This is a genomic window from Achromobacter spanius, from assembly GCF_003994415.1.
GTDB lineage: Bacteria > Pseudomonadota > Gammaproteobacteria > Burkholderiales > Burkholderiaceae_B > Achromobacter > Achromobacter spanius_C.
The window spans coordinates 5189053-5208374 of the sequence record NZ_CP034689.1 but is presented as its reverse complement, the minus strand read 5'-3'; the positions used below and the strand labels follow the sequence as shown (position 1 = coordinate 5208374).

General features: G+C 65.5%; 17 protein-coding genes. 13 read left to right on the top strand and 4 right to left on the bottom strand.

Annotated features, from left to right (window positions below; genetic code table 11):
- Window positions 1-3 precede the first annotated feature (3 nt).
- The 7 genes from ELS24_RS23845 (at window position 4) to ELS24_RS23815 (ending at window position 6944) form a co-directional block, all read left to right on the top strand.
- Window positions 4-876: an ABC transporter ATP-binding protein gene (locus ELS24_RS23845; RefSeq protein ID WP_127185517.1), complete on the top strand. Its 873-nt coding sequence runs from the start codon at window positions 4-6 to the stop codon at window positions 874-876.
- Window positions 877-896: 20 nt separating this feature from the next.
- Window positions 897-2162, top strand: a complete 1266-nt coding sequence (locus tag ELS24_RS23840; protein WP_127185516.1) for an NAD(P)/FAD-dependent oxidoreductase — start codon at window positions 897-899, stop codon at window positions 2160-2162.
- Window positions 2163-2165: 3 nt separating this feature from the next.
- Window positions 2166-4934, top strand: a complete 2769-nt coding sequence (locus ELS24_RS23835; protein WP_240669369.1) for a nitrate reductase — start codon at window positions 2166-2168, stop codon at window positions 4932-4934.
- A 62-nt stretch (window positions 4935-4996) separates the two neighbouring features.
- On the top strand, window positions 4997-5722 hold the full coding sequence (locus ELS24_RS23830; RefSeq protein WP_083447457.1) for a hypothetical protein: 726 nt from the start codon (window positions 4997-4999) through the stop codon (window positions 5720-5722).
- An 84-nt stretch (window positions 5723-5806) separates the two neighbouring features.
- Complete coding sequence (locus tag ELS24_RS23825; RefSeq protein ID WP_050448265.1) at window positions 5807-6124, top strand: DUF883 family protein; 318 nt, start codon at window positions 5807-5809, stop codon at window positions 6122-6124.
- 52 nt (window positions 6125-6176) lie between these two features.
- Window positions 6177-6590 (top strand): phage holin family protein, encoded by a 414-nt coding sequence (locus tag ELS24_RS23820; protein WP_050448266.1) that lies wholly within the window; start codon window positions 6177-6179, stop codon window positions 6588-6590.
- 3 nt (window positions 6591-6593) lie between these two features.
- The gene (locus ELS24_RS23815) at window positions 6594-6944 is read left to right on the top strand and encodes a hypothetical protein (RefSeq protein WP_050448267.1); all 351 of its coding nucleotides are present in this window, start codon (window positions 6594-6596) and stop codon (window positions 6942-6944) included.
- Window positions 6945-7025: 81 nt separating this feature from the next.
- On the opposite strand, the gene ubiD is transcribed toward ELS24_RS23815, so the two are convergent.
- Window positions 7026-8570, bottom strand: a complete 1545-nt coding sequence (gene ubiD / locus ELS24_RS23810) for a 4-hydroxy-3-polyprenylbenzoate decarboxylase (RefSeq protein WP_127185515.1) — start codon at window positions 8568-8570, stop codon at window positions 7026-7028.
- An 83-nt stretch (window positions 8571-8653) separates the two neighbouring features.
- Here ubiD and ELS24_RS23805 point away from each other — a divergent pair, with 83 nt between their 5' ends.
- Window positions 8654-9472: a lytic transglycosylase domain-containing protein gene (locus ELS24_RS23805; protein WP_050448269.1), complete on the top strand. Its 819-nt coding sequence runs from the start codon at window positions 8654-8656 to the stop codon at window positions 9470-9472.
- A gap of 61 nt (window positions 9473-9533) precedes the next feature.
- On the opposite strand, the gene ELS24_RS23800 is transcribed toward ELS24_RS23805, so the two are convergent.
- Window positions 9534-10694, bottom strand: a complete 1161-nt coding sequence (locus ELS24_RS23800) for a pyridoxal phosphate-dependent aminotransferase (protein WP_050448270.1) — start codon at window positions 10692-10694, stop codon at window positions 9534-9536.
- Between the two features lie 44 nt (window positions 10695-10738).
- Here ELS24_RS23800 and ELS24_RS23795 point away from each other — a divergent pair, with 44 nt between their 5' ends.
- The 4 genes from ELS24_RS23795 to ELS24_RS23780 all read left to right on the top strand — a co-directional run bounded on the left by ELS24_RS23795 (window position 10739) and on the right by ELS24_RS23780 (window position 15786).
- Window positions 10739-11689, top strand: coding sequence for an FAD-binding protein (locus ELS24_RS23795; protein ID WP_127185514.1), 951 nt, complete (start codon window positions 10739-10741; stop codon window positions 11687-11689).
- A 134-nt stretch (window positions 11690-11823) separates the two neighbouring features.
- Entirely contained in the window at window positions 11824-14112 is a 2289-nt protein-coding gene (locus ELS24_RS23790; RefSeq protein ID WP_127185513.1) for an NADP-dependent malic enzyme, read from the top strand.
- The gene (locus ELS24_RS23785) at window positions 14093-15322 is read left to right on the top strand and encodes a patatin-like phospholipase family protein (protein WP_164741290.1); all 1230 of its coding nucleotides are present in this window, start codon (window positions 14093-14095) and stop codon (window positions 15320-15322) included. The genes ELS24_RS23790 and ELS24_RS23785 overlap by 20 nt, the downstream gene beginning before the upstream one ends.
- On the top strand, window positions 15319-15786 hold the full coding sequence (locus ELS24_RS23780; protein ID WP_050448779.1) for a barstar family protein: 468 nt from the start codon (window positions 15319-15321) through the stop codon (window positions 15784-15786). The genes ELS24_RS23785 and ELS24_RS23780 overlap by 4 nt, the downstream gene beginning before the upstream one ends.
- Before the next feature lie 96 nt (window positions 15787-15882).
- Here the strand turns inward: ELS24_RS23780 and ELS24_RS23775 are convergent, their stop codons facing one another.
- Both ELS24_RS23775 and ELS24_RS23770 read right to left on the bottom strand, forming a co-directional pair.
- Window positions 15883-16614, bottom strand: a complete 732-nt coding sequence (locus ELS24_RS23775; RefSeq protein ID WP_127185512.1) for a 16S rRNA (uracil(1498)-N(3))-methyltransferase — start codon at window positions 16612-16614, stop codon at window positions 15883-15885.
- A 33-nt stretch (window positions 16615-16647) separates the two neighbouring features.
- Window positions 16648-17043: a hypothetical protein gene (locus ELS24_RS23770; protein WP_050448781.1), complete on the bottom strand. Its 396-nt coding sequence runs from the start codon at window positions 17041-17043 to the stop codon at window positions 16648-16650.
- Window positions 17044-17274: 231 nt separating this feature from the next.
- Between ELS24_RS23770 and tkt the strand changes: the two genes are divergently transcribed.
- Window positions 17275-19311, top strand: coding sequence for a transketolase (gene tkt, locus ELS24_RS23765; RefSeq protein ID WP_127185511.1), 2037 nt, complete (start codon window positions 17275-17277; stop codon window positions 19309-19311).
- The last annotated feature ends 11 nt before the right edge of the window (window positions 19312-19322 follow it).

Below are 19322 nucleotides of genomic sequence, written 5' to 3'. Positions count from 1 at the left end.
GCCATGAAGAAATTCGTTCGCATCGAAAACGTGGGCCAGACCTTCCACACCCGCAAGGGCGACTTCGTGGCGCTGCGCGATATCGACCTGACAGTCGAGCAGGGGGAATTCATTACCTTGATCGGCCATTCCGGCTGCGGCAAATCGACCTTGTTGAATCTGATTGCCGGCTTGACCCGGCCGACCCGTGGCGTGCTGCTATGTGCCGAGCGCGAGATCACCGGACCCGGCCCGGATCGTGCGGTGGTATTTCAGAACCATTCCTTGCTGCCCTGGCTGACGTGTTTCCAGAACGTTTACCTGGCGGTGGAGCGCGTATTCGGCGCCACGGAAAAGCGTCCGCAACTGGAGCAGCGCACGCGGGCGGCGCTTGAACTGGTGGGGCTGCTGCCGGCGCAGAACAAGCTGCCGCGTGAAATTTCGGGCGGCATGAAGCAGCGCGTGGGCATCGCGCGCGCCTTGGCCATCGAGCCGGGCGTGCTGCTCATGGACGAACCCTTCGGCGCGCTGGATGCGCTGACGCGCGCGCATCTGCAGGACGAGCTGTTGAAGATCGTGGCCAAGACGCGCACCACCACCATCATGGTCACGCACGACGTGGACGAAGCCGTGCTGTTGTCCGACCGCATCGTCATGCTGACCAACGGCCCGGCCGCCACCATAGGCGACATTCTGTCCGTGCCCCTGCCGCGCCCGCGTGACCGCGTGCGGCTGGCGAATGACGCCACGTATCTGGCCTGCCGCGCGTCGGTGGTGGACTTCCTGCATCGCCGCCATGGCAACCCCGAACGGTCGCCAGCCGCCGCCAACGCCGAACGGGATCGGGAAGCCGAGGTCTTGGAAGTGCGAGACGACGCCGTCCGGGCCGTTGCCTGATCGGGCGCACAGGAGACCTTATGGGCGCGACGACATCCAAGCCGGGCGCAAAACCCAAGCTGGTGGTGGTGGGCAACGGCATGGCCGGCATCCGCACGGTGGAAGAACTGCTGGCGCAGGCACCCGGCCTCTACGACATCACGGTGATCGGCGCCGAGCCCTACACCAACTACAACCGCATCCTGCTCTCGCCCGTGCTGACCGGCGAACAGACCTTGCAGGACATCGTGCTGAACGACGAAGCCTGGTATGCGCGGCACGGCATCCGGCTGCTGTGCAACCGCAAGGTCACACGGGTGGACCGGGTGCGCCGCCGAGTGCATTGCGACGATGGCACCGAAGCCGCGTATGACCGCCTGCTGCTGGCCACGGGGTCGAACCCGACCATCCTGCCGGTGCCGGGTCATGACATGGACGGCGTGGTCGCCTTTCGCGACATCGACGATGTGAACCGGATGATCGAGGCGTCGTCGCGCTATCGCAACGCGGTGGTGATCGGCGGCGGCCTGCTGGGCCTGGAAGCGGCCAATGGTCTGGCTGCGCGTGGCATGCGGGTATCGGTCGTGCATCTGGGCGCGGGGTTGCTGGACCGCCAGTTGGATTTTGAGGCGGCCGCGCTGTTGCGGCGCAGCCTGGAGGCGCGCGGCCTGACTTTTCTGCTGCAACGCCAGACCCGCGAGATCGTCGCGGGCGAGGATGGACGGGTGCGGGCGCTGCGGTTTGATGATGGCTCGGAGGTGCCGGCGGACCTGGTGGTGATGGCGGTGGGCGTGCGGCCGAACACGGCGCTGGCGGAAAGCTGCGGCTTGCGGGTGGATCGCGGCATCGTCGTCACCGACACCTTGCAAACCTACGACCCGCGCATCTACGCGGTGGGTGAATGCGTCAGCCATCGTGGCACGGCCTATGGCCTGGTCGCGCCCTTGTTCGAGCAGGCGAAGGTGGCGGCCAATCATCTGGCCATGCATGGCATCGGCCGATACGAAGGCAGCATCACGTCCACGAAATTGAAGGTGACGGGCATCGACCTGTTTTCCGCCGGGGACTTCAAGGGCGGCGCGCAGACCGAGACCATCGTGTTGGCCGACGCGCTGGACGGTGTCTACAAGAAGCTGGTGATTCGCGACAACAAGCTGGTCGGCGCGTGCCTGTATGGCGACACGGCCGACAGCAGTTGGTATGTGCGGTTGATGCGCGAAGGGCAGGCCATTGGCGCGCTGCGCGATCAGTTGATGGCGGGCGAGCCTGCCGGTGATGGGTTCGATAACGCGGCGGTAGGCGGATAAACCATGGACATGCCGTTGCGTAGGATCGCGCCGCTGTCGAATGGGGACGGCGCGAAGGAGGGGCACGCGCACGAGGGCGAACGCGAGCTGCGGTCGGTCTGCTGCTATTGCGGCACGGGCTGTGGTGTGCGCGTGCAGGTGCGCGACGGCGCGGTGCTGCGGGTGCGTGGCGATGAAGATCATCCCGCCAACCATGGCAAGCTGTGCAGCAAGGGCCTGGCCCTGGCCGACACGGTGCGGCGAGACGGCGCGCGCGTGCTGTCGGCGCAATGGCGCGAGTCGCGCGGTGCGGCGCACCAGAACATTGCCCTGGATCAGGCGCTGGACATCGCGGCGCAAAAACTGGCCGACACCATTCTTGCGCATGGGCCGGACGCGGTGGGTTTTTACCTGTCGGGCCAGTTGCTGACCGAAGACTATGCCGTCTTCAACAAGCTGGCGCGCGCGCTGGCCGGCACCAACAATATCGACACTAATTCCAGGCTGTGCATGTCCAGCGCGGTGTCGGGCTACAAGCGCACCTTGGGCGCGGATGCGCCGCCCGCCTGCTACGACGACCTGGACCTGGCCGACACCGTGCTGATCGCCGGTTCAAACATGGCGTACGCCCACCCCGTGCTGTTTCGCCGCCTGGAAGCGGCCCGCGCGCGCCGGCCCGGCATGAAAGTGATTGTGGTGGACCCCCGCCGTACGGATACGGCGGCGTTCGCCGACCTGCACCTGCCCATCGCGCCAGGCACGGACGTGGCGCTCTTTCATGCCATGTTGCACGTCATGGCGCGTGAAGGGCGGATCGACCAGGCTTACATCGAGCGCCACACCGACGGTTTTGATGCGTTGATGAATACCGTGGAGGCGTATCCCCCGGCCGTGGCGCAGGAAATCTGCGGCGTGCCGGCCGCCGACATCATCCAGGCCGCGCGCTGGTTTGGAAGCGGCGGCGCGGCGCTGTCGCTTTACACGATGGGCCTGAACCAATCCACCCAGGGCACCGACAAGAACGCCGCGCTGATCCATCTGCATCTGGCCACCGGGCAGATCGGCAAACCGGGCGCGGGGCCGTTCTCGCTGACCGGCCAACCCAACGCCATGGGCGGGCGCGAAGCCGGTGGCATGGCGACCTTGCTGCCGGGCCACCGCGATCCGGCCGTGGCCCAGGACCGCGCCGAGGTCGCGGCGCTGTGGGGCGTGGACCGCCTGCCCGACACGCCGGGCGCCACCGCGCTGGAGCTTTTCGACGCCGTGCTCGACGGCCGTGTGAAAGTGCTGTGGATTGCGGCAACGAACCCGGCGCAGTCGCTGCCTGACCAGGCCCGCGTGCGCGCGGCCTTGGAGCAAGCCGAGTTCGTGATCGTGCAAGAGGCCTTTACCGGCACCGAGACGCTGGCCTATGCCGACCTGGTGCTGCCGGCCGCCACCTGGCCCGAGAAATCGGGCACGGTCACCAATTCCGAACGCCGCGTCAGCCGCGTGCATGCCGCCGTGGCACCGCCTGGTGACGCGCAACCGGATTGGCGATTGGCCCAGGCGGTGGCGCAGCGCCTGGCGGCCCGCATCGCGCCGGAGAAGGCTGCCGGGTTTGCGTACCGCGACGAAGCCGAAGTGTTCGCGGAACACGTCCGCATGACGGCCGGGCGCGATCTGGATTACAGCGCGCTGGACTACGGCATCCTGGATCGGGATGGCCCGCAGCAGTGGCCCTATCGGGCCGGGCAGGGCACGACGCGCCTCTACGCCGACGGCGCGTTTCCCACCCCCAACGGCCGCGCGCGGTTTTGCGATGTGCGCTATCTACCGCCCGCCGACGCGCTGACGCCCGACTTTCCCATGCCGCTTACCACCGGCCGCCTGCGTGACCACTGGCACACGATGGCGCGCACGTCGTTGGCGCGCGTGTTGACGCAGCATGTTGAAGAGCCGTGGCTGTCGCTGCATCCCGAAACCTTGCAGCGCCTGGGTCTGGCGCCGGGCACCCTGGCGCGGCTGCGTTCGCGGCGGGGCAGTGTGGTGCTACCCGTGCAGGCGGACGAGGGATTGCAACGCGGGCACGCCTTCTTGCCCATGCATTGGGGCAGCGCCTATATGTCGGGGCTGGGCGTGAACGCGCTGGCCAGCCCCGCGACAGACCCCTTTTCGCGCCAGCCCGAATTGAAGTTCAGCGCCGTCGCCGTCGAACCCGCCGCTCTGCCCTGGCAGGCGGCAGGCTGGCTGCAAGGCGATTCCGTGGCCTTGCGCGCGCGCCTGGCGCCCTGGCTGCGCCGCTTTGACTACGCGGTGGTGTTGCCGTCCAGCGCGGGCGGCGTGCGGATCCGCGTGGCCGCGGCTCAGGCGCCGGACGTCGATGTGATCAACCAGTTGGCGCAGTCGCTGGATCTTGGCCAGGCCGACGTGGTGTTCGATGATCTGGTGCAAGGCAAGCTGCGCCGCGTGGCCGTTGCGCAGGACGGCGTGCGCGCCTTCCTGCTGACGGGGGATATGCGGGCGCAGGACGCCTTGCTGTCCTGGGCCGCTGGCGGCCAGGCACCCGCCAGCGTGTCCGCCTTGCTGGCGGGGCGCATTAGCGGGCCGGCGCGTTCGCGCACGGTATGCGCGTGCGTTGGCGTGAGCGAGGCCGCTATCCTGGCGGGCATCGCGCGCGGATGCGATCTGGACGGGCTGAAATCCACCTTGGGTTGCGGCACCGGCTGCGGCTCTTGCGTACCGGAAGTGCGCGCGTTGATCGCCCGCGCCCCGACACGAGTGGACATATGTCAGGCACGGCAACCGGTGTAGTATCAAGCCAGCCGCCGCCAGCCGTGGGCGGCCTGTCCTGAATACTGGAGTGGCTAGTGACGATGCAAAAAATCGCATCCTTGATGTTGTGCGTGGGCGCGCTGGGCGCGGCCGCGTCGGTGCAGGCGGGCGTGTGCGACGCCCAGTTCATGCATGACGGCGGTGCGGTGCAGTTGACCGGTTCGGGCAACCTGGCCCTGGGCGCGGACCTGAACTTCACCGAAGTTACAAAAAGCAATGGCGACAACTGCCGCGCGCGCGTGCAAGGCGTGGCTACCTTCGGCTACGCCGGCCTGCCACCGGGCAAGTCCAAGCTGGACTACCTGATGACGGTGAAGGGCGGCCAAGCCACCTTCGTGCGCTACGCCACCGCGGGCGAAGCGCCGAAGCCGTCCGAGGGTCAGTTCGACCTGCGCATGCTGGGCCTGTTCGCTTACGACGGCAAGCTCAATCCCGGCCAGAAGCTGCCGGGTTCTTCGTTCCGCCTGAAGATCGGCAAGGAAGCGCCGGTGGGCGGCCAGCCCAGCACCACGGTTCGCATCGGCGAAAAAAGCGTGGGCCAAAAGACGTCGTTGAACACGGCCTTGGGCAGCCAGTCGTGCCACCCCGTCAAGTACACGCGCAACTCGGACCCCACCATGGCCACGTTCCAAGGCCTGACCATTCCCATTCCCGGCATGAACACGACGGTCACCGATTGGTATTGCCCGGCGGTGAATCTGGTGATGAAGCAAGACATCGATCAGGGTGGCGTCAAATCAGCCGTTGAAATTACGCAGATCAAGTAGCACACGGTATCAAGCACGCCTTGCCGCGGGCAAGGCGGCTGGTATGATGTTTTCGTCATAGACACACAACAGGAGCTCAATAAAATGGCCACGAGAAAATCCGAAGAAGTCGCAAAAGAAAAACTCATCGACAGTGTCAAGACCAGCCTTAACGACGCCGAAAACCTGCTGCGCGAAGCAGCCGGCACCACGGGCGACAAGGCCAACGAACTGCGTGAACGCGCCATGACCTCGCTCAAGCGCACGCGTGAAGCCCTCTACGAAGCCCAAGACGCCGTGTTGGAGCGTGGCCGCAAAGCCGCACGCGCCACTGACGACTATGTGCACGACAATCCCTGGCAAGCCATCGGTGTCGCAGGCGTGACCGGCCTGCTGCTCGGCTTGCTGATCAGCCGCCGTTAAGGGCTAGAGCGTCAAAGGCGGGCACACGCCCGCCTTTGACGTTCCAGACGCCATGGGTCTACGAAAATCTGTTTTCGGCGTTGCGTCCAGCCTGGTCGGGCTGTTTCGAACGCGCTTGGAGCTGCTGGCACTGGAAGCCGCCGATGAAAAGGCGCGCCTGCTCAAACTGCTGGGCATGGCATTCGCGGCGTTGCTCTTTTTGACGCTTGCGGTGCTGGTGTTCACGGTGACGGTGGCGGTGCTGTTCTGGCCCACCGAAGACCGCTACATGGCCTTGGGCTTGTTGGCGGCGTTTTACGGAATCGCCGGCATTGTGCTGCTGCTGATGGTGCGGCATGGTTTGGTCAATGGCGCACCACCGTTCGCGGCCACCCTGGAAGAGCTGAGCCGCGATGCGGAACTGCTGGAGCGGGTGCGCGATGCTCAAGACGACGATCCCCCGGCGCGTCGGCGCGAGGAGGGCTGAACCATGTCGAAAAGGTCTCCCGTCGTGGATCGCGCGGTGCGTATCGAATTGCTGCGCGCCCGCGCGGCGATCGAACGCGAATCGCTGGTGCACGACATCGTCACGACCGGCCAAAAGCTGGAGCCCGCCTCGATCATCCGGGGGCTACTGCCCCGACTGGCCTCGGGCGGCGCATCGCGCTGGGTCATGCAGGCCATTACCTTGGCGCGCCGTTATCCGTTGGTCAGTTCGTCCTTGTCGACACTGCTGATGCGGGGCGGCAAGCGCTCCAAGCTGTTGAAGGTTGCGGGCGGTGCGCTGGTCGGCTGGCAATTGTTCAAGATGTGGCGCAGTTCTCGAGAGGACGATCAGTAGCGTCCTGCGTTGCGCCCAAGTAAAAACCCGCCGTTGGATACAACGGCGGGTTTTTTTACGGGGTGCGGTTGCCGGGTGTGGCTACAGGCCCAACTGGCCCCAGATATCGTCAACGCGTTTCTTGACGTCGGCATCCATGGTGATGGGCGTGCCCCATTCGCGCTGGGTTTCGCCGGGCCATTTGTTGGTGGCGTCCAGCCCCATCTTGCCGCCCAGCCCGGACACCGGCGACGCAAAGTCCAGGTAGTCGATAGGCGTGTTTTCCACCAGCAGCGTGTCGCGCACAGGGTCCATGCGGGTCGTCATGGCCCACACCACTTCTTTCCAGTCGCGCGGGTTGATGTCTTCATCCACCACCACGATGAACTTGGTGTACATGAACTGGCGCAGAATGCTCCACAGGCCGAACATGACGCGCTTGGCGTGGCCGGCGTACTGCTTGCGGATCGACACCACGGCCAGCCGGTAACTGCAGCCTTCGGGGGGAAGATAGAAGTCGACGATCTCCGGCAGTTGGCGCCGCAGGAGCGGCACGAAGACTTCGTTCAGCGCAACGCCCAGCACGGCGGGCTCGTCGGGCGGTTTGCCGGTGTAGGTGGAGTGATAGATGGGGTTGCGCCGCATCGTGATCCGTTCGACCGTGAACACGGGAAACCAGTCCTGCTCGTTGTAGTAACCGGTGTGGTCGCCATAGGGGCCTTCCAGCGCCATTTCATAGTCGCTGTTGGGCGGCGGGTTGACGCCTTCGGGCACCACGGGCTTGATGGCGCGCGGGTCGGTGGACGGCAGCAGATGCCCTTCCAGCACGATCTCGGCCCAGGCCGGCACCGACAGGTTGCTGCCCAAGGCCTGCGCGACTTCGGTGCGCGAACCGCGCAGCAGGCCGGCAAACTGGTATTCGGACAGGCTGTCGGGCACGGGGGTGACGGCGCCCAAGGTGGTGGCCGGGTCGGCGCCCAGCGCCACGGCAATGGGGAAGGGCGTGCCGGGGTTGGCCAGGGCGTGGTCGCGAAAATCCAGCGCGCCGCCGCGATGCGACAACCAGCGCATGATCAGCTTGTTCGGCCCCAGCAGCTGCTGGCGGTAGATGCCCAGGTTCTGCCGCTTGGCGTTCGGCCCGCGTGTGATCACCAGCCCCCAGGTCAGCAGCGGCGCCACGTCGCCGGGCCAGCAGGTCTGGATAGGCAGGCGGGTCAGGTCCACATCCTTGCCTTCCCAGACCACTTCCTGGCACGCCGGGCTCTTCACGTTCTTGGGGCTCATGTCCCACAGCGCGGCCTTCAGCATCGACACCTTGGCCAGCGCGTCGCGCAGCCCCTTGGGCGCCTCGGGTTCGCGCAGCGAGGCCAGCAGTTCGCCGATATCGCGCAGCGCGCTGACGCTGTCGGCGCCCATGCCACGCGCCACGCGGGACGGGGTGCCGAACAGGTTGGTCAGCACCGGCATCTGCGCCGGCTGGCCGTCGTGCTGGGTTTTTTCAAACAGCAGGGCGGGGCCTTCGGCACGCAGCACGCGGTCGGAAATTTCGGTCATTTCCAGGCGCGTGGACACGGGCGCGGCAATGCGTTTGAGCTCGCCCATGCGTTCGAGTTGGGCGAGGAAGTCTCTAAGGTCGCGGTATTTCACTACAGATCCCAGCGATTTGGTTACATTTGAGGTCGAAAGAGAGGTTAACATTGACTCCCTCTTTTTCCACGCAGGAGGTTTTCATGCCCGATGCGTCAGTGGCCAGCCTGTTCAGGAATATGGCCCAAGGAGTGCACCAGTATCTTGCCGAGTGCTTGCGAATCTGTTCAGTCTATCTGGGCATCGCAGTGATTGTGACGGTAAGCATGGGATTTGCCCTGCCCGGTTTGCGCGACCAGGCATTGCAAGTGCACAAAGCCTTGTTGACCGCCCTAGCGCCTTCATCCATGCAAACCGGCACCGATTCCGATGCCGGTTCCGAACTGGGTTCCGACACTGCGTCGGCAATTGCCATGGCCGTACCAACCGCTCCCGCCAGCAATGCCACCGGCATGCTGGGGCCTGCGCGCGTCGCGCCGCCGGCGCCGAAAAAGTCCGCCTTGTCGGCCACGGGCCCCCAGGCAGAGGCTTTGCGCAACTATATATCGCGCAAATACAAGGTGGCCTATGACGCCACCGGCCCGCTGTTGAACACCGTGTACAAGGTCAGCCGCGAAAAGCAGCTTGACCCGCTGTTGGTGCTGGCCGTCATCGCCATCGAGTCCCGCTACAACCCCCTGGCCGAAAGCCACGTGGGCGCGCAGGGCCTGATGCAGGTCATGACCAGCGTGCACCAGGAGAAGTTCGACGCCGTGGGCAAGAACCCGCTGGACCCCGCCGCCAATATTGGCGTGGGCGCCACGATTCTGCGCGACTGCATCAACCGACGTGGTTCGGTCGACGCCGGCTTGGCCTGCTATGTGGGCGCGACCGGGCCGAACGACAACGGCTACGGCGCCAAGGTACAGGCAGAACGCCGGCGCCTGGCGCTGGCCTCGGGCATTGCGCTGGCGCGGGACTGATCCCGCCCGGCGTGCCCACCGGCACACAACGCGCTTCTTCATGAAGCGCGTTTTTTTTGGTTCAGCGCTGCAGCAGTTGGCCGATGCGGGCCACGGCCTCTTCCAGCCGGTCCAGGCCGGTGGCGTAGGAAAAACGCATGGTGTGGCCGCCATGGGCCGGCCCGAAGTCCAGCCCCGGCACGGCGGCAACCCCGGCTTCCCGCAGCAGGCGTTGCGAGAACGTGACGCTGTCCATGCCCAGGTTGCTGATATCGGCGTAGATATAGAACGCGCCGTCTGGCTTGACCGGTACATGGATGCCCAGACGCTCGAACTCAGGCAACAGGTAGTCGCGGCGCTGCTTGAATGCTTCGCGGCGGTGCTCGAAGGTTTTCATCGCCTGCTCGGTGAAGCAGGCCAGCGCGGCGTGCTGGGCCAGGGTGGGCGCGCAGATCGCCAGGCTGGCGGCAATTTTCTCGACCGGCGCCACCATGTCTTCGGGCACGATCATCCAGCCCAGCCGCCAGCCTGTCATATGGAAGTACTTCGAAAAACTGTTGATGACGATGATGTCATCGTCCAGCGTCAATGCCGACTTCGGCTGGCCTTCATAGGACAGGCCGAGGTAGATTTCATCGACGATGGCAAAGCCGTCGCGCGCGCGCACCTGCGCCAACAGTTCCGCCAGTTCGGCATGGGCGATGGAGGTGCCGGTGGGGTTGCTCGGGGACGCCACCAGCACGCCTTGGGTGGCGGGCGTCCAGTGGCGGGCCACGTCGTCCGCCGAAAGCTGGAACCGCTTCGCGGCCGAACTCGGGATCAAGCGCGGCACGCCGCCCGCCGCCAGCACGAAGTTGCTGTTGGCGGGGTAGGACGGGTCCGGCATCAGGACTTCGCCACCTGGATTGACCAGCGCCGCGCAGGCCAGCGTGAGCGCGCCCGACGCGCCCGCCGTGACAATCACGCGCGCCGGATTGATCTTGGCGCCGAACTGGTCGTGGTAGAACTGCGCAATGGCGGCTCGCAGCGGCATCAGGCCGGCGGCCGGGCCATAGCCGCTAAGGCCGGCGCGGGCGGCGCGGTCCAGCGCTTCCACCACCTGGGGCGGCGCGGTAAAGTCCGGTTCGCCAATGCCCAGGCTGATAATGTCCTTGCCCGCCGCCTGGAGCGCCTGCGCCTGCTTGAAAAGTTCCATTACCTGGAAGGTCAGAAAGTCATGGGTGCGAGCAGCAAGGCGGGGCATTGGATTCTCGAATAGCGTCTTTGAAGCAAAAAGGAATTGTAGTCATGCAGCCATCCCGGCGCGCTTTCCTGCTAGGTAGGCGGCCCGCGCAAACGCCGTGGGCCGCATTCATGCAGCGCTTGAAGCTGCTGTGCCAGGGGCAGGTCAATGATTTGGGCGAGAACGGCCCGGGCGGTGCGCAGGCCATCCTGACGCCCACGCGCGATGCCGACGTGGCCCATGCGCGCACGCTGTGCGCCGAGTACGGCGTCGTGATGGCGCTGGAGGGGGCGACGGGGCCGTATGCGCCGTCCGGCAGCCCGCGCCTGCGGATTGATCCGTCGCGGCTGGCCGGGCTGGCCCGCCTGGTGGACCAGCCCGGCGACATCCCGCGTTGGCGGGCGCAGCCAGGCGTGCCCATGGCGGCGCTGGTCCAGGCCGGCTTGCGGCAGTTCGCGGGCTTGCCGGACGCCATGACCCTGGCGGAATGGCTGGCCGCGCCAGCACCCTGGCGCGCGGGCCGCTGTGCGGCCTCGGGTTTGCTGACGGTGGATGTCATGTTGGCCGACGGGGTTGAAGAAACCTTGGGGCCGTTTGGCGAGGCCGATGTCCAGCCGTTGCGCTCGGCCACCGTGCAAAGCCTGGTGCCCGCACTATTCAAATTGGCCTCGGGCGGCGACGCCTTCGCCACGCGGGACGGCGACCACTGGCTGGGCCGCTACCGGCTGGACGCGTTGAAGCCCGATGCCCCGGCCACCGTGAACCTGGCTCATCTGCTGTTGGGCCACGGCGGCACGCTGGCATGGGTGCAGGGCGTGACGCTGACTGATGCGCCGGCCGCCATGGAGCCAAGTCTGGATTCGGATCTGGACCCGGGCCAGGAGCCCGCGGCGCCTTACCTCCCGTCACCGGAACCCCAAACGCCCGGACTCGCCACGTTCCGGCTCGACGACCGGGTCAAGACGCTATTCGACCCCCATGGTCGTTTTCCCCTATTCCTGCCCAACGCAAGCTGAATGTCGTTCAGCTTAATGTAAGATTCCGCCGCTTGCCCTGCCCCAAGAGGCGAGGTCGCGTGGGCATACCCAGACGGCCGTCATGGGAATAGAATTCCTCCCTCTGTTTCACTTACCAGCCTGTAGCCGCCCATATGGATGCCAACCTTCGCAAAGCCGCCCTTGAATATCACGAGGCCGGCCGCCCCGGCAAAATCTCGGTCACGCCGACCAAGCAACTGACCAACCAGCGCGATCTGGCGTTGGCCTATTCGCCGGGCGTGGCGGCTGCCTGTGAGGAAATCGTGGCCGACCCGGCCAATGTGTTCCGCTACACCGCGCGCGGCAACCTGGTGGGCGTGATCACCAACGGCACGGCGGTGCTGGGCCTGGGCAATATCGGCGCGCTGGCCTCCAAGCCGGTCATGGAAGGCAAGGCGGTGCTGTTCAAGAAGTTTGCCGGCCTGGATGTCTTCGACATCGAAATCAACGAAACCGACCCCGACAAGCTGGTGGAAATCATCGCGGGTCTTGAAGCCACCTTCGGCGGCATCAACCTGGAAGACATCAAGGCGCCGGAATGCTTCACCGTGGAACGCAAGCTGCGTGAACGCATGAAGATTCCGGTCTTCCACGACGACCAGCATGGCACGGCCATCACGGTGTCGGCGGCGTTCATCAACGGCCTGAAGGTCGTGGGCAAGGACATCAAGACGGTCAAGGTGGTGACCTCTGGCGCCGGCGCTGCCGCCCTGGCCTGCCTGGACCTGATGGTGGACCTGGGCTTGCCGCTGGAAAACATCTGGGTCACCGACATCGAAGGCGTGGTCTACGAAGGCCGTACCGAGCTGATGGACCCGGACAAGGCGCGCTTTGCGCAAAAGACGGATGCCCGCAAGCTGGCCGAGGTGATCCAGAACGCCGACGTGTTCCTGGGCCTGTCGGCGGGCGGCGTGCTCAAGCCGGAAATGGTTGCCACCATGGGGCCGCGCCCGCTGATCCTGGCGCTGGCCAACCCCACGCCGGAAATCCTGCCGGAACTGGCGCATTCGGTACGCGACGACGTGGTCATGGCCACCGGCCGGTCCGACTACCCGAACCAGGTCAACAACGTCCTGTGCTTCCCGTACATCTTCCGGGGTGCGCTGGACGTGGGCGCCACCACCATCACGCGCGAAATGGAAATGGCGGCGGTCTATGCCATTGCCCAGTTGGCGCAGGAAGAACAGAACGAAGTTGTGGCGGCCGCCTATGGCACGTTCGACATCTCGTTTGGCCCCGAATACCTGATCCCCAAGCCGTTTGACCCGCGCCTGATCGTGCGCATTGCGCCGGCCGTGGCCAAGGCCGCCATGGACGGCGGCGTGGCCACGCGCCCGCTGGCCGATATGGAAGCCTACGAAGCGCAGTTGCAGCAATTCGTCTACCACTCTGGCGCGTTCATGAAGCCGCTGTTCTCGGCCGCCAAACGCATCGTGCGTGAAGGCGGCCCCGCCCGCATCGTGTTCGCGGAAGGCGAAGACGAACGCGTGCTGCGCGCGGTGCAGGTGGTGGTTGACGAAGGCCTGGCGCGCCCCATTCTGGTGGGCCGCCCGTCGGTGCTGCTGACCCGCATCGAAAAATTGGGCCTGCGCCTGCGCCTGGGTGAAGACGTTGAAGTGACCAACCCGGAATACGACGAACGCTTCCATCAGTACTGGACCACCTACTGGGAACGCATGTGCCGCCGTGGCATCACCAAGGAAATGGCGCGCGTGGAAATGCGCCGCCGCATGACCTTGATTGGCGCGATGATGGTGCACCTGGGCGACGCCGACGGCATGGTCTGCGGGTCGGTGGGGGCGTATCACGACCACCTGCGTTTCGTGGATGAAGTGATCGGCCGCCGCCCGGGCCACAACGTGTATGCCGCCATGAACATCCTGCTGCTCAACGAGCGCACGGTGGTGTTGGTGGACACGCATGTCAACGATGAACCCACGGCCGAACAGATCGCTGAATTCACCATTTCCGCCGCCAACGAAATGCGCCGCATGTATCTGGCGCCAAAGGTGGCGCTGCTGTCGCGTTCGAACTTTGGTTCCGGCAGCTCGGCGTCCGGCGCCAAGATGCGCCGCGCGTTGGAAATCGTGCGCGAGAAAGAACCCGAACTGGAAATCGACGGCGAAATGCACGGTGACTGCGCACTGGACGAAGCGCTGCGCATGCGCATCCTGCCGTCGTCCACCCTGAAGGGCGAAGCCAATCTGCTGGTGTGCCCGAACGTGGACTCGGGCAACATTGCCTACAACCTGCTCAAGACGGCGGCGGGCGGCAACGTGGCGGTCGGCCCGTTCCTGTTGGGCTGCAATGCGCCGGTGCATATCCTGACCTCCAGCTCGACCGTGCGCCGCATCGTCAACATGACCGCGATGACTGTGGTCGATGTCAACACTCCACGTTGAAGTCAGTCCCGCCGGTCCGGCGTGCCCCCGCGCGCCGATCGGCCTGGTCCTGACGGGGGGCGGCGCGCGCGCCGCCTATCAGGTCGGCGTGCTCAGCGCCATCATGGAGCTGCTGGACCCCGACTGGCAATCCCGCTTCCGTAACCCGTTTGACATCATCTGCGGCACGTCGGCGGGCGCGATCAACGCCGCCGCGCTGGCCTGCCGCGCGGACCGCCCGCACCTGGGGGTGCGCCGCATCCGTCGGCTGTGGTCGTCGCTGAATACCGACATGATCTACCGCGCCGACGCGCCCGGGCTGATACGCACGGGGGTGCGCTGGCTGGGGCTGCTGTCGCTGGGATGGATGTATTCGGGGTTGACGCGCAAACGGCCGCAGTCGCTCTTGGACAACAGCCCCATGGAGGCGCTGCTGGGCCGGGTGCTGAACTTCGACCATCTGCGCGCCAACCTGGAAGGCGGCGCGCTGTCGGCGCTGGCCATCACGGCGTCGGGCTACACCAGCGGCGAACACCTGACCTTCTACCAGGCGCACGCGCCCATCGAGCCCTGGCACCGCTATCTGCGGCTGGCCATCCCCACCCCTATCGGCATCGACCACCTGATGGCGTCGTCATCGATTCCCTTTGTGTTCCCCGCCCGGCAGGTGCAGGTGCATGGCAAAGGCGAATGGTGCGGCGACGGGTCCATGCGCCAGTTGGCGCCGATCAGCCCGGCCATACATCTGGGCGCGCACCGCGTCATGGTGATCGGCACCGGCTTTCGCGACGATACCCACCCGGAGAACCGCGAGGATTCCCCACCGTATCCATCCCTGGCGCAAGTGGGCGGGCATGCGCTGTCCAGCATCTTCCTGGATGGTCTGTCGGTGGATGTGGAACGGCTTGAGCGCATCAATGCCCTGATGGAGCATGCCACGCCGGACGGCGTCCAGGTCAATGTGCGCCGCATCCAGGTGCTGACCATCACCCCCAGCCAGTCGCTGGACACGATGGCGCTAGAGCACCTGCAAGACATGCCTGCACAAGCGCGTGCCCTTTTTCGCGTACTCGGTGTATCGTCCGATCCAGGCCGTCCTGGGGGCGGTGCGCTGATGTCGTATCTGCTGTTCGAATCCAGCTACACCAAGCGATTGATTGAACTGGGTTATGCCGATACGATGCAGCGTAACGAAGAAGTGATCGCCTTTTTCAAGGAGGCTCAGGCATGACGCGCAATGGCCAATCTACGTTGCAGAAGCAGCTTCTGCGCGGGGGAGCGCTGCCTCATGAGGGGCTGGACAAGAAGGCCGTCGTGGATGCCTCCCACGAGCTGGGCCTGGCCTTGTTCGTTGCCAACTGCGACCCCGCCCGCAGCCGTTCCGCGGTGCTGCGCGCCATCGTCAAGGCGGTGGACTTTCCCGAATACTTCGGCGGCAACCTGGATGCCCTGTACGACTGCCTGTGCGACACGGTCCTGGATCACAAGACGGGCGTCGTGTTGTGGTTGTACCGGCTGCACTCGGGTGATCCGGTGCTGGAAGAAGACGCCGCCAAAATTGAAACCGTGTGTTCGGACGCTGCCGATTTTGCGCGTGAAAATGGCCGCATCTTTGCGTTTGTCATAGAACACGCGGGCCGCCACCCCGACCCGGAACCCGGCATCGCGGCGGCCCCTTACGGCGAGAACGATTAGCTGTTTGTCTTTCTGACCGCTTGGCGGGGGCGGCAATGCCGCGGCTTGTGCGTGTGCTTGTGCGTGTGCTGGTGCCCGGCTCCAGGACTTGTACGGCTACCAGCCCATCAATGCGCTGACGGCCGCCAGCAGCGCCAGCCCGGCCGTCTCGGTGCGCAGCACGCGCGGGCCAAATCGCACGGTCTGCACGCCCGCCTGGCGGGCCAGATCCAGTTCCTTGTCCGACCATCCGCCTTCGGGGCCCACCAGCAAGGTCAGCGCCGGTAAGTCGGGCGTGGCTCGCAGCTTGCCGGCCAGATCGTCAGTGGCTTCCGGATGACACAAGAGGCGCAACCCGTCGGCGGGCTCGGCCAGCCAGTCGGCCAAGGTCAGCGGCGCATCCACCGTCATCAGGCGGTTACGGCCGCACTGCTCACTGGCGGATTGTGCAATGCGCTGCCAATGAGCGACCCGTTTGTCCAGCCGAGGCCCGGACAACTGCAACACGCTGCGTTGCGCGGCAATCGGGCTGACATGGGCCGCGCCCAGCTCCACCGCCTTTTCCACCACCCAATCCATCTTGTCGCCCGACGGCAAGCCCTGTACCAGCGTGATGCGCCCGGCAAGCTCGGCTTCACGGGGGTTGAAGTCGCCCAGCGTGGCAAAGCCTGCCTTGCCATCCACCTCAAGCACGGCGTCGTACTCACCACCCTGTCCATTGAACAGCACGACAGTTTCGCCGGCTTTCAGCCGCAGCACGCGCAACGCATGGTGCGCCAGGGCGTCCGGCAAGGCGACACGGGAGCCGGCAACAAGGGGGATGTCGCAGAAAAATCGGGGGGCGGACATGGGCGTTCGGGCGCGGGGGCGGGGGCGATCAGGTTATTTGAGCGCGTAGCCTACCACCTTGACCCCCCATTCCAGGAAGGTCGGGGCGCTGGACGCCAGGTTCAGGCCCAGCAGCGTCAGAAACCCCACCGTCATTTTCTTGTCCAGCCGCATGAACTGGGCGCGCAGGTCAGCCAGGTCTTCGTGCGTGGCGAAACGTTTAAGCTCTTCGCGGTTGGGCAGTTGGGCGATTTGTTCCTGAAGCGCGCGTTGCGTCTCCTTCAGCGACGCCTCGGATTTTGCGTAAATACTCGCTACCAGTTCGGCTTCGCCCTTGATCTGGGCGTGCTCTAGCGCGCGCGCCAAAGCAAAGGCACGCTCTTCGCCCAGAGCGGTGCGCAAGGCCATGATGCCTTCAACGGGGATGGTCAGGTTCAGCATGAGGCCCATGGTAGGGGACTCCATCAGAGAGGTACAGGGCACCATGCTGAATGTCGGACCACTTTCCCGCAATTGTGGGAGCTACGCTGATATTTCCCCTGGGGCGATACGCTTCATTACATCGGGCTTAAGAGCGATGGCGTGAGGGAAATCCCCTGATGCTAAAATCGTCTGCTTCGCAACCCACTCAACTGGCCCCTATATTCCCCTTAGGCGCGCCAGCTTCAAAGAGCCTTCCGAATGAGCAATCCGACCGCCCCTAAACTTGCCTTGGCGGATGCCATCCGCGCCCTCGCGATGGATGCTGTGCAACAAGCGAACTCCGGGCATCCGGGTGCTCCCATGGGCATGGCGGAAATCGCCCAGGCCTTGTGGACGGGCAACCTGCGCCACAACCCCAACGATCCCGCCTGGGCCAACCGCGACCGCTTCGTGCTGTCCAACGGCCACGGCTCGATGCTGATCTACGCGCTCTTGCACCTGACCGGTTACGACCTGTCGATCGACGAGCTCAAGAATTTCCGCCAGTTGCATTCCAAGACGCCGGGCCACCCCGAAGTGGGCATCACCCCGGGCGTGGAAACCACCACCGGCCCGTTGGGCCAGGGCCTGGGCAACGCCGTGGGCATGGCGCTGGCCGAAGCGCTGCTGGCGGCTGAATTCAACAAGCCCGGCCACACCATCGTTGACCACCACACCTACGCCTTCACCGGCGACGGCTGCCTGATGGAAGGCATCTCGCACGAAGTGTGCTCGCTGGCCGGCACGTTGAAGCTGTCCAAGCTGGTCGTGCTGTATGACGACAACGGCATCTCCATCGACGGCCACGTTGAACACTGGTTCGCCGACGACACCGCCAAGCGTTTCGAAGGCTACGGCTGGAACGTGATCCGTGGCGTAGACGGCCACGACGTCGCCGCCGTGGACGCCGCCATCAAGGCCGCGCGTTCGCAGTCGGAAAAGCCCACGCTGGTGATCTGCCGCACCGTCATCGGCAAGGGTTCGCCCAATATGGCCGGCACCCACAACGTGCACGGCGCGCCGCTGGGCAAGGACGAAATCGCCGCCACGCGCGCCGCGCTGGGCTGGTCGTCGGAACCGTTCCAGATTCCGCAAGACGTCTACGACGGCTGGGATGGCCGCAAGCAGGGCGCCGCGGCCCAAGCCGAATGGCAGACCGCGTTTGACGCCTACGCCGCCGCGTTCCCCGCCGAAGCCGCTGAATTCACGCGCCGCATGAAGGGCGAAATGCCCGAGGGCTACGCCGACCAGTTCAAGGCCTTCCTGGCCTCGACCCTGGAAAAGGCCGAAACGGTCGCCACCCGCAAGGCTTCGCAATTCGCGATCGCCGCGCTGGCGCCGCTGCTGCCCGAAATGCTGGGCGGCTCGGCCGACCTGACCGGTTCCAACTTCACCGACTGGAAGGGCGTTGCCGCCGTTCGCGCGGGCGAAAAGGGCATTCAGTTCGGCCGCCACATCAACTACGGCGTGCGCGAATTCGGCATGGCCGCCATCATGAACGGCGTGGCCTTGCACGGCGGTTACCTGCCTTTCGGCGGCACCTTCCTGACGTTCTCTGACTACTCGCGCAACGCCATCCGCATGGCCGCGCTGATGAAGCAGCGCGTGGTGCATGTGTTCACCCACGATTCGATCGGCCTGGGCGAAGACGGCCCGACCCACCAATCCATCGAACACGCGGCCAGCCTGCGTTTGATTCCCAACCTGTCCCTGTGGCGTCCTTGCGATACGGCCGAAACCGCCGTGGCCTGGAATGCCGCCGTGACCCGCCCGACCAGCATCGGCATGGACGTGCATGACGGCGGCCCGACGGCCCTGTTGCTGTCGCGCCAGAACCTGCCGTTCGTGCCGCGCGATGCCGCCACCGTGGACGCCATCGCGCGCGGCGGCTACGTGCTGCGTGATGCCGAAGGCGCCCGCGCCGTCATCATCGCCACCGGCTCGGAAGTGGCCATTGCGCTGGACGCGCAAGCCCAACTGGCTAAGGAAGGCATCGCCGTGCGCGTGGTCTCCATGCCCAGCACCGACGTATTCGACAAGCAGGACGCCGCCTGGAAACAATCCGTGCTGCCCAAGGGCCTGCCGCGCGTGGCTGTCGAAGCCGGCGTGACCGCCTTCTGGCACAAGTACGTGGGCCTGGAAGGCGCCGTGGTCGGCATCGACCGCTACGGTGAGTCCGCCCCGGCCGGCGCATTGTTCAAGTTCTTCGGGCTGACCGCCGACAAGGTGGCCGAGACCGTCAAACAGGTTTTGTAAAAAAGGGAGCT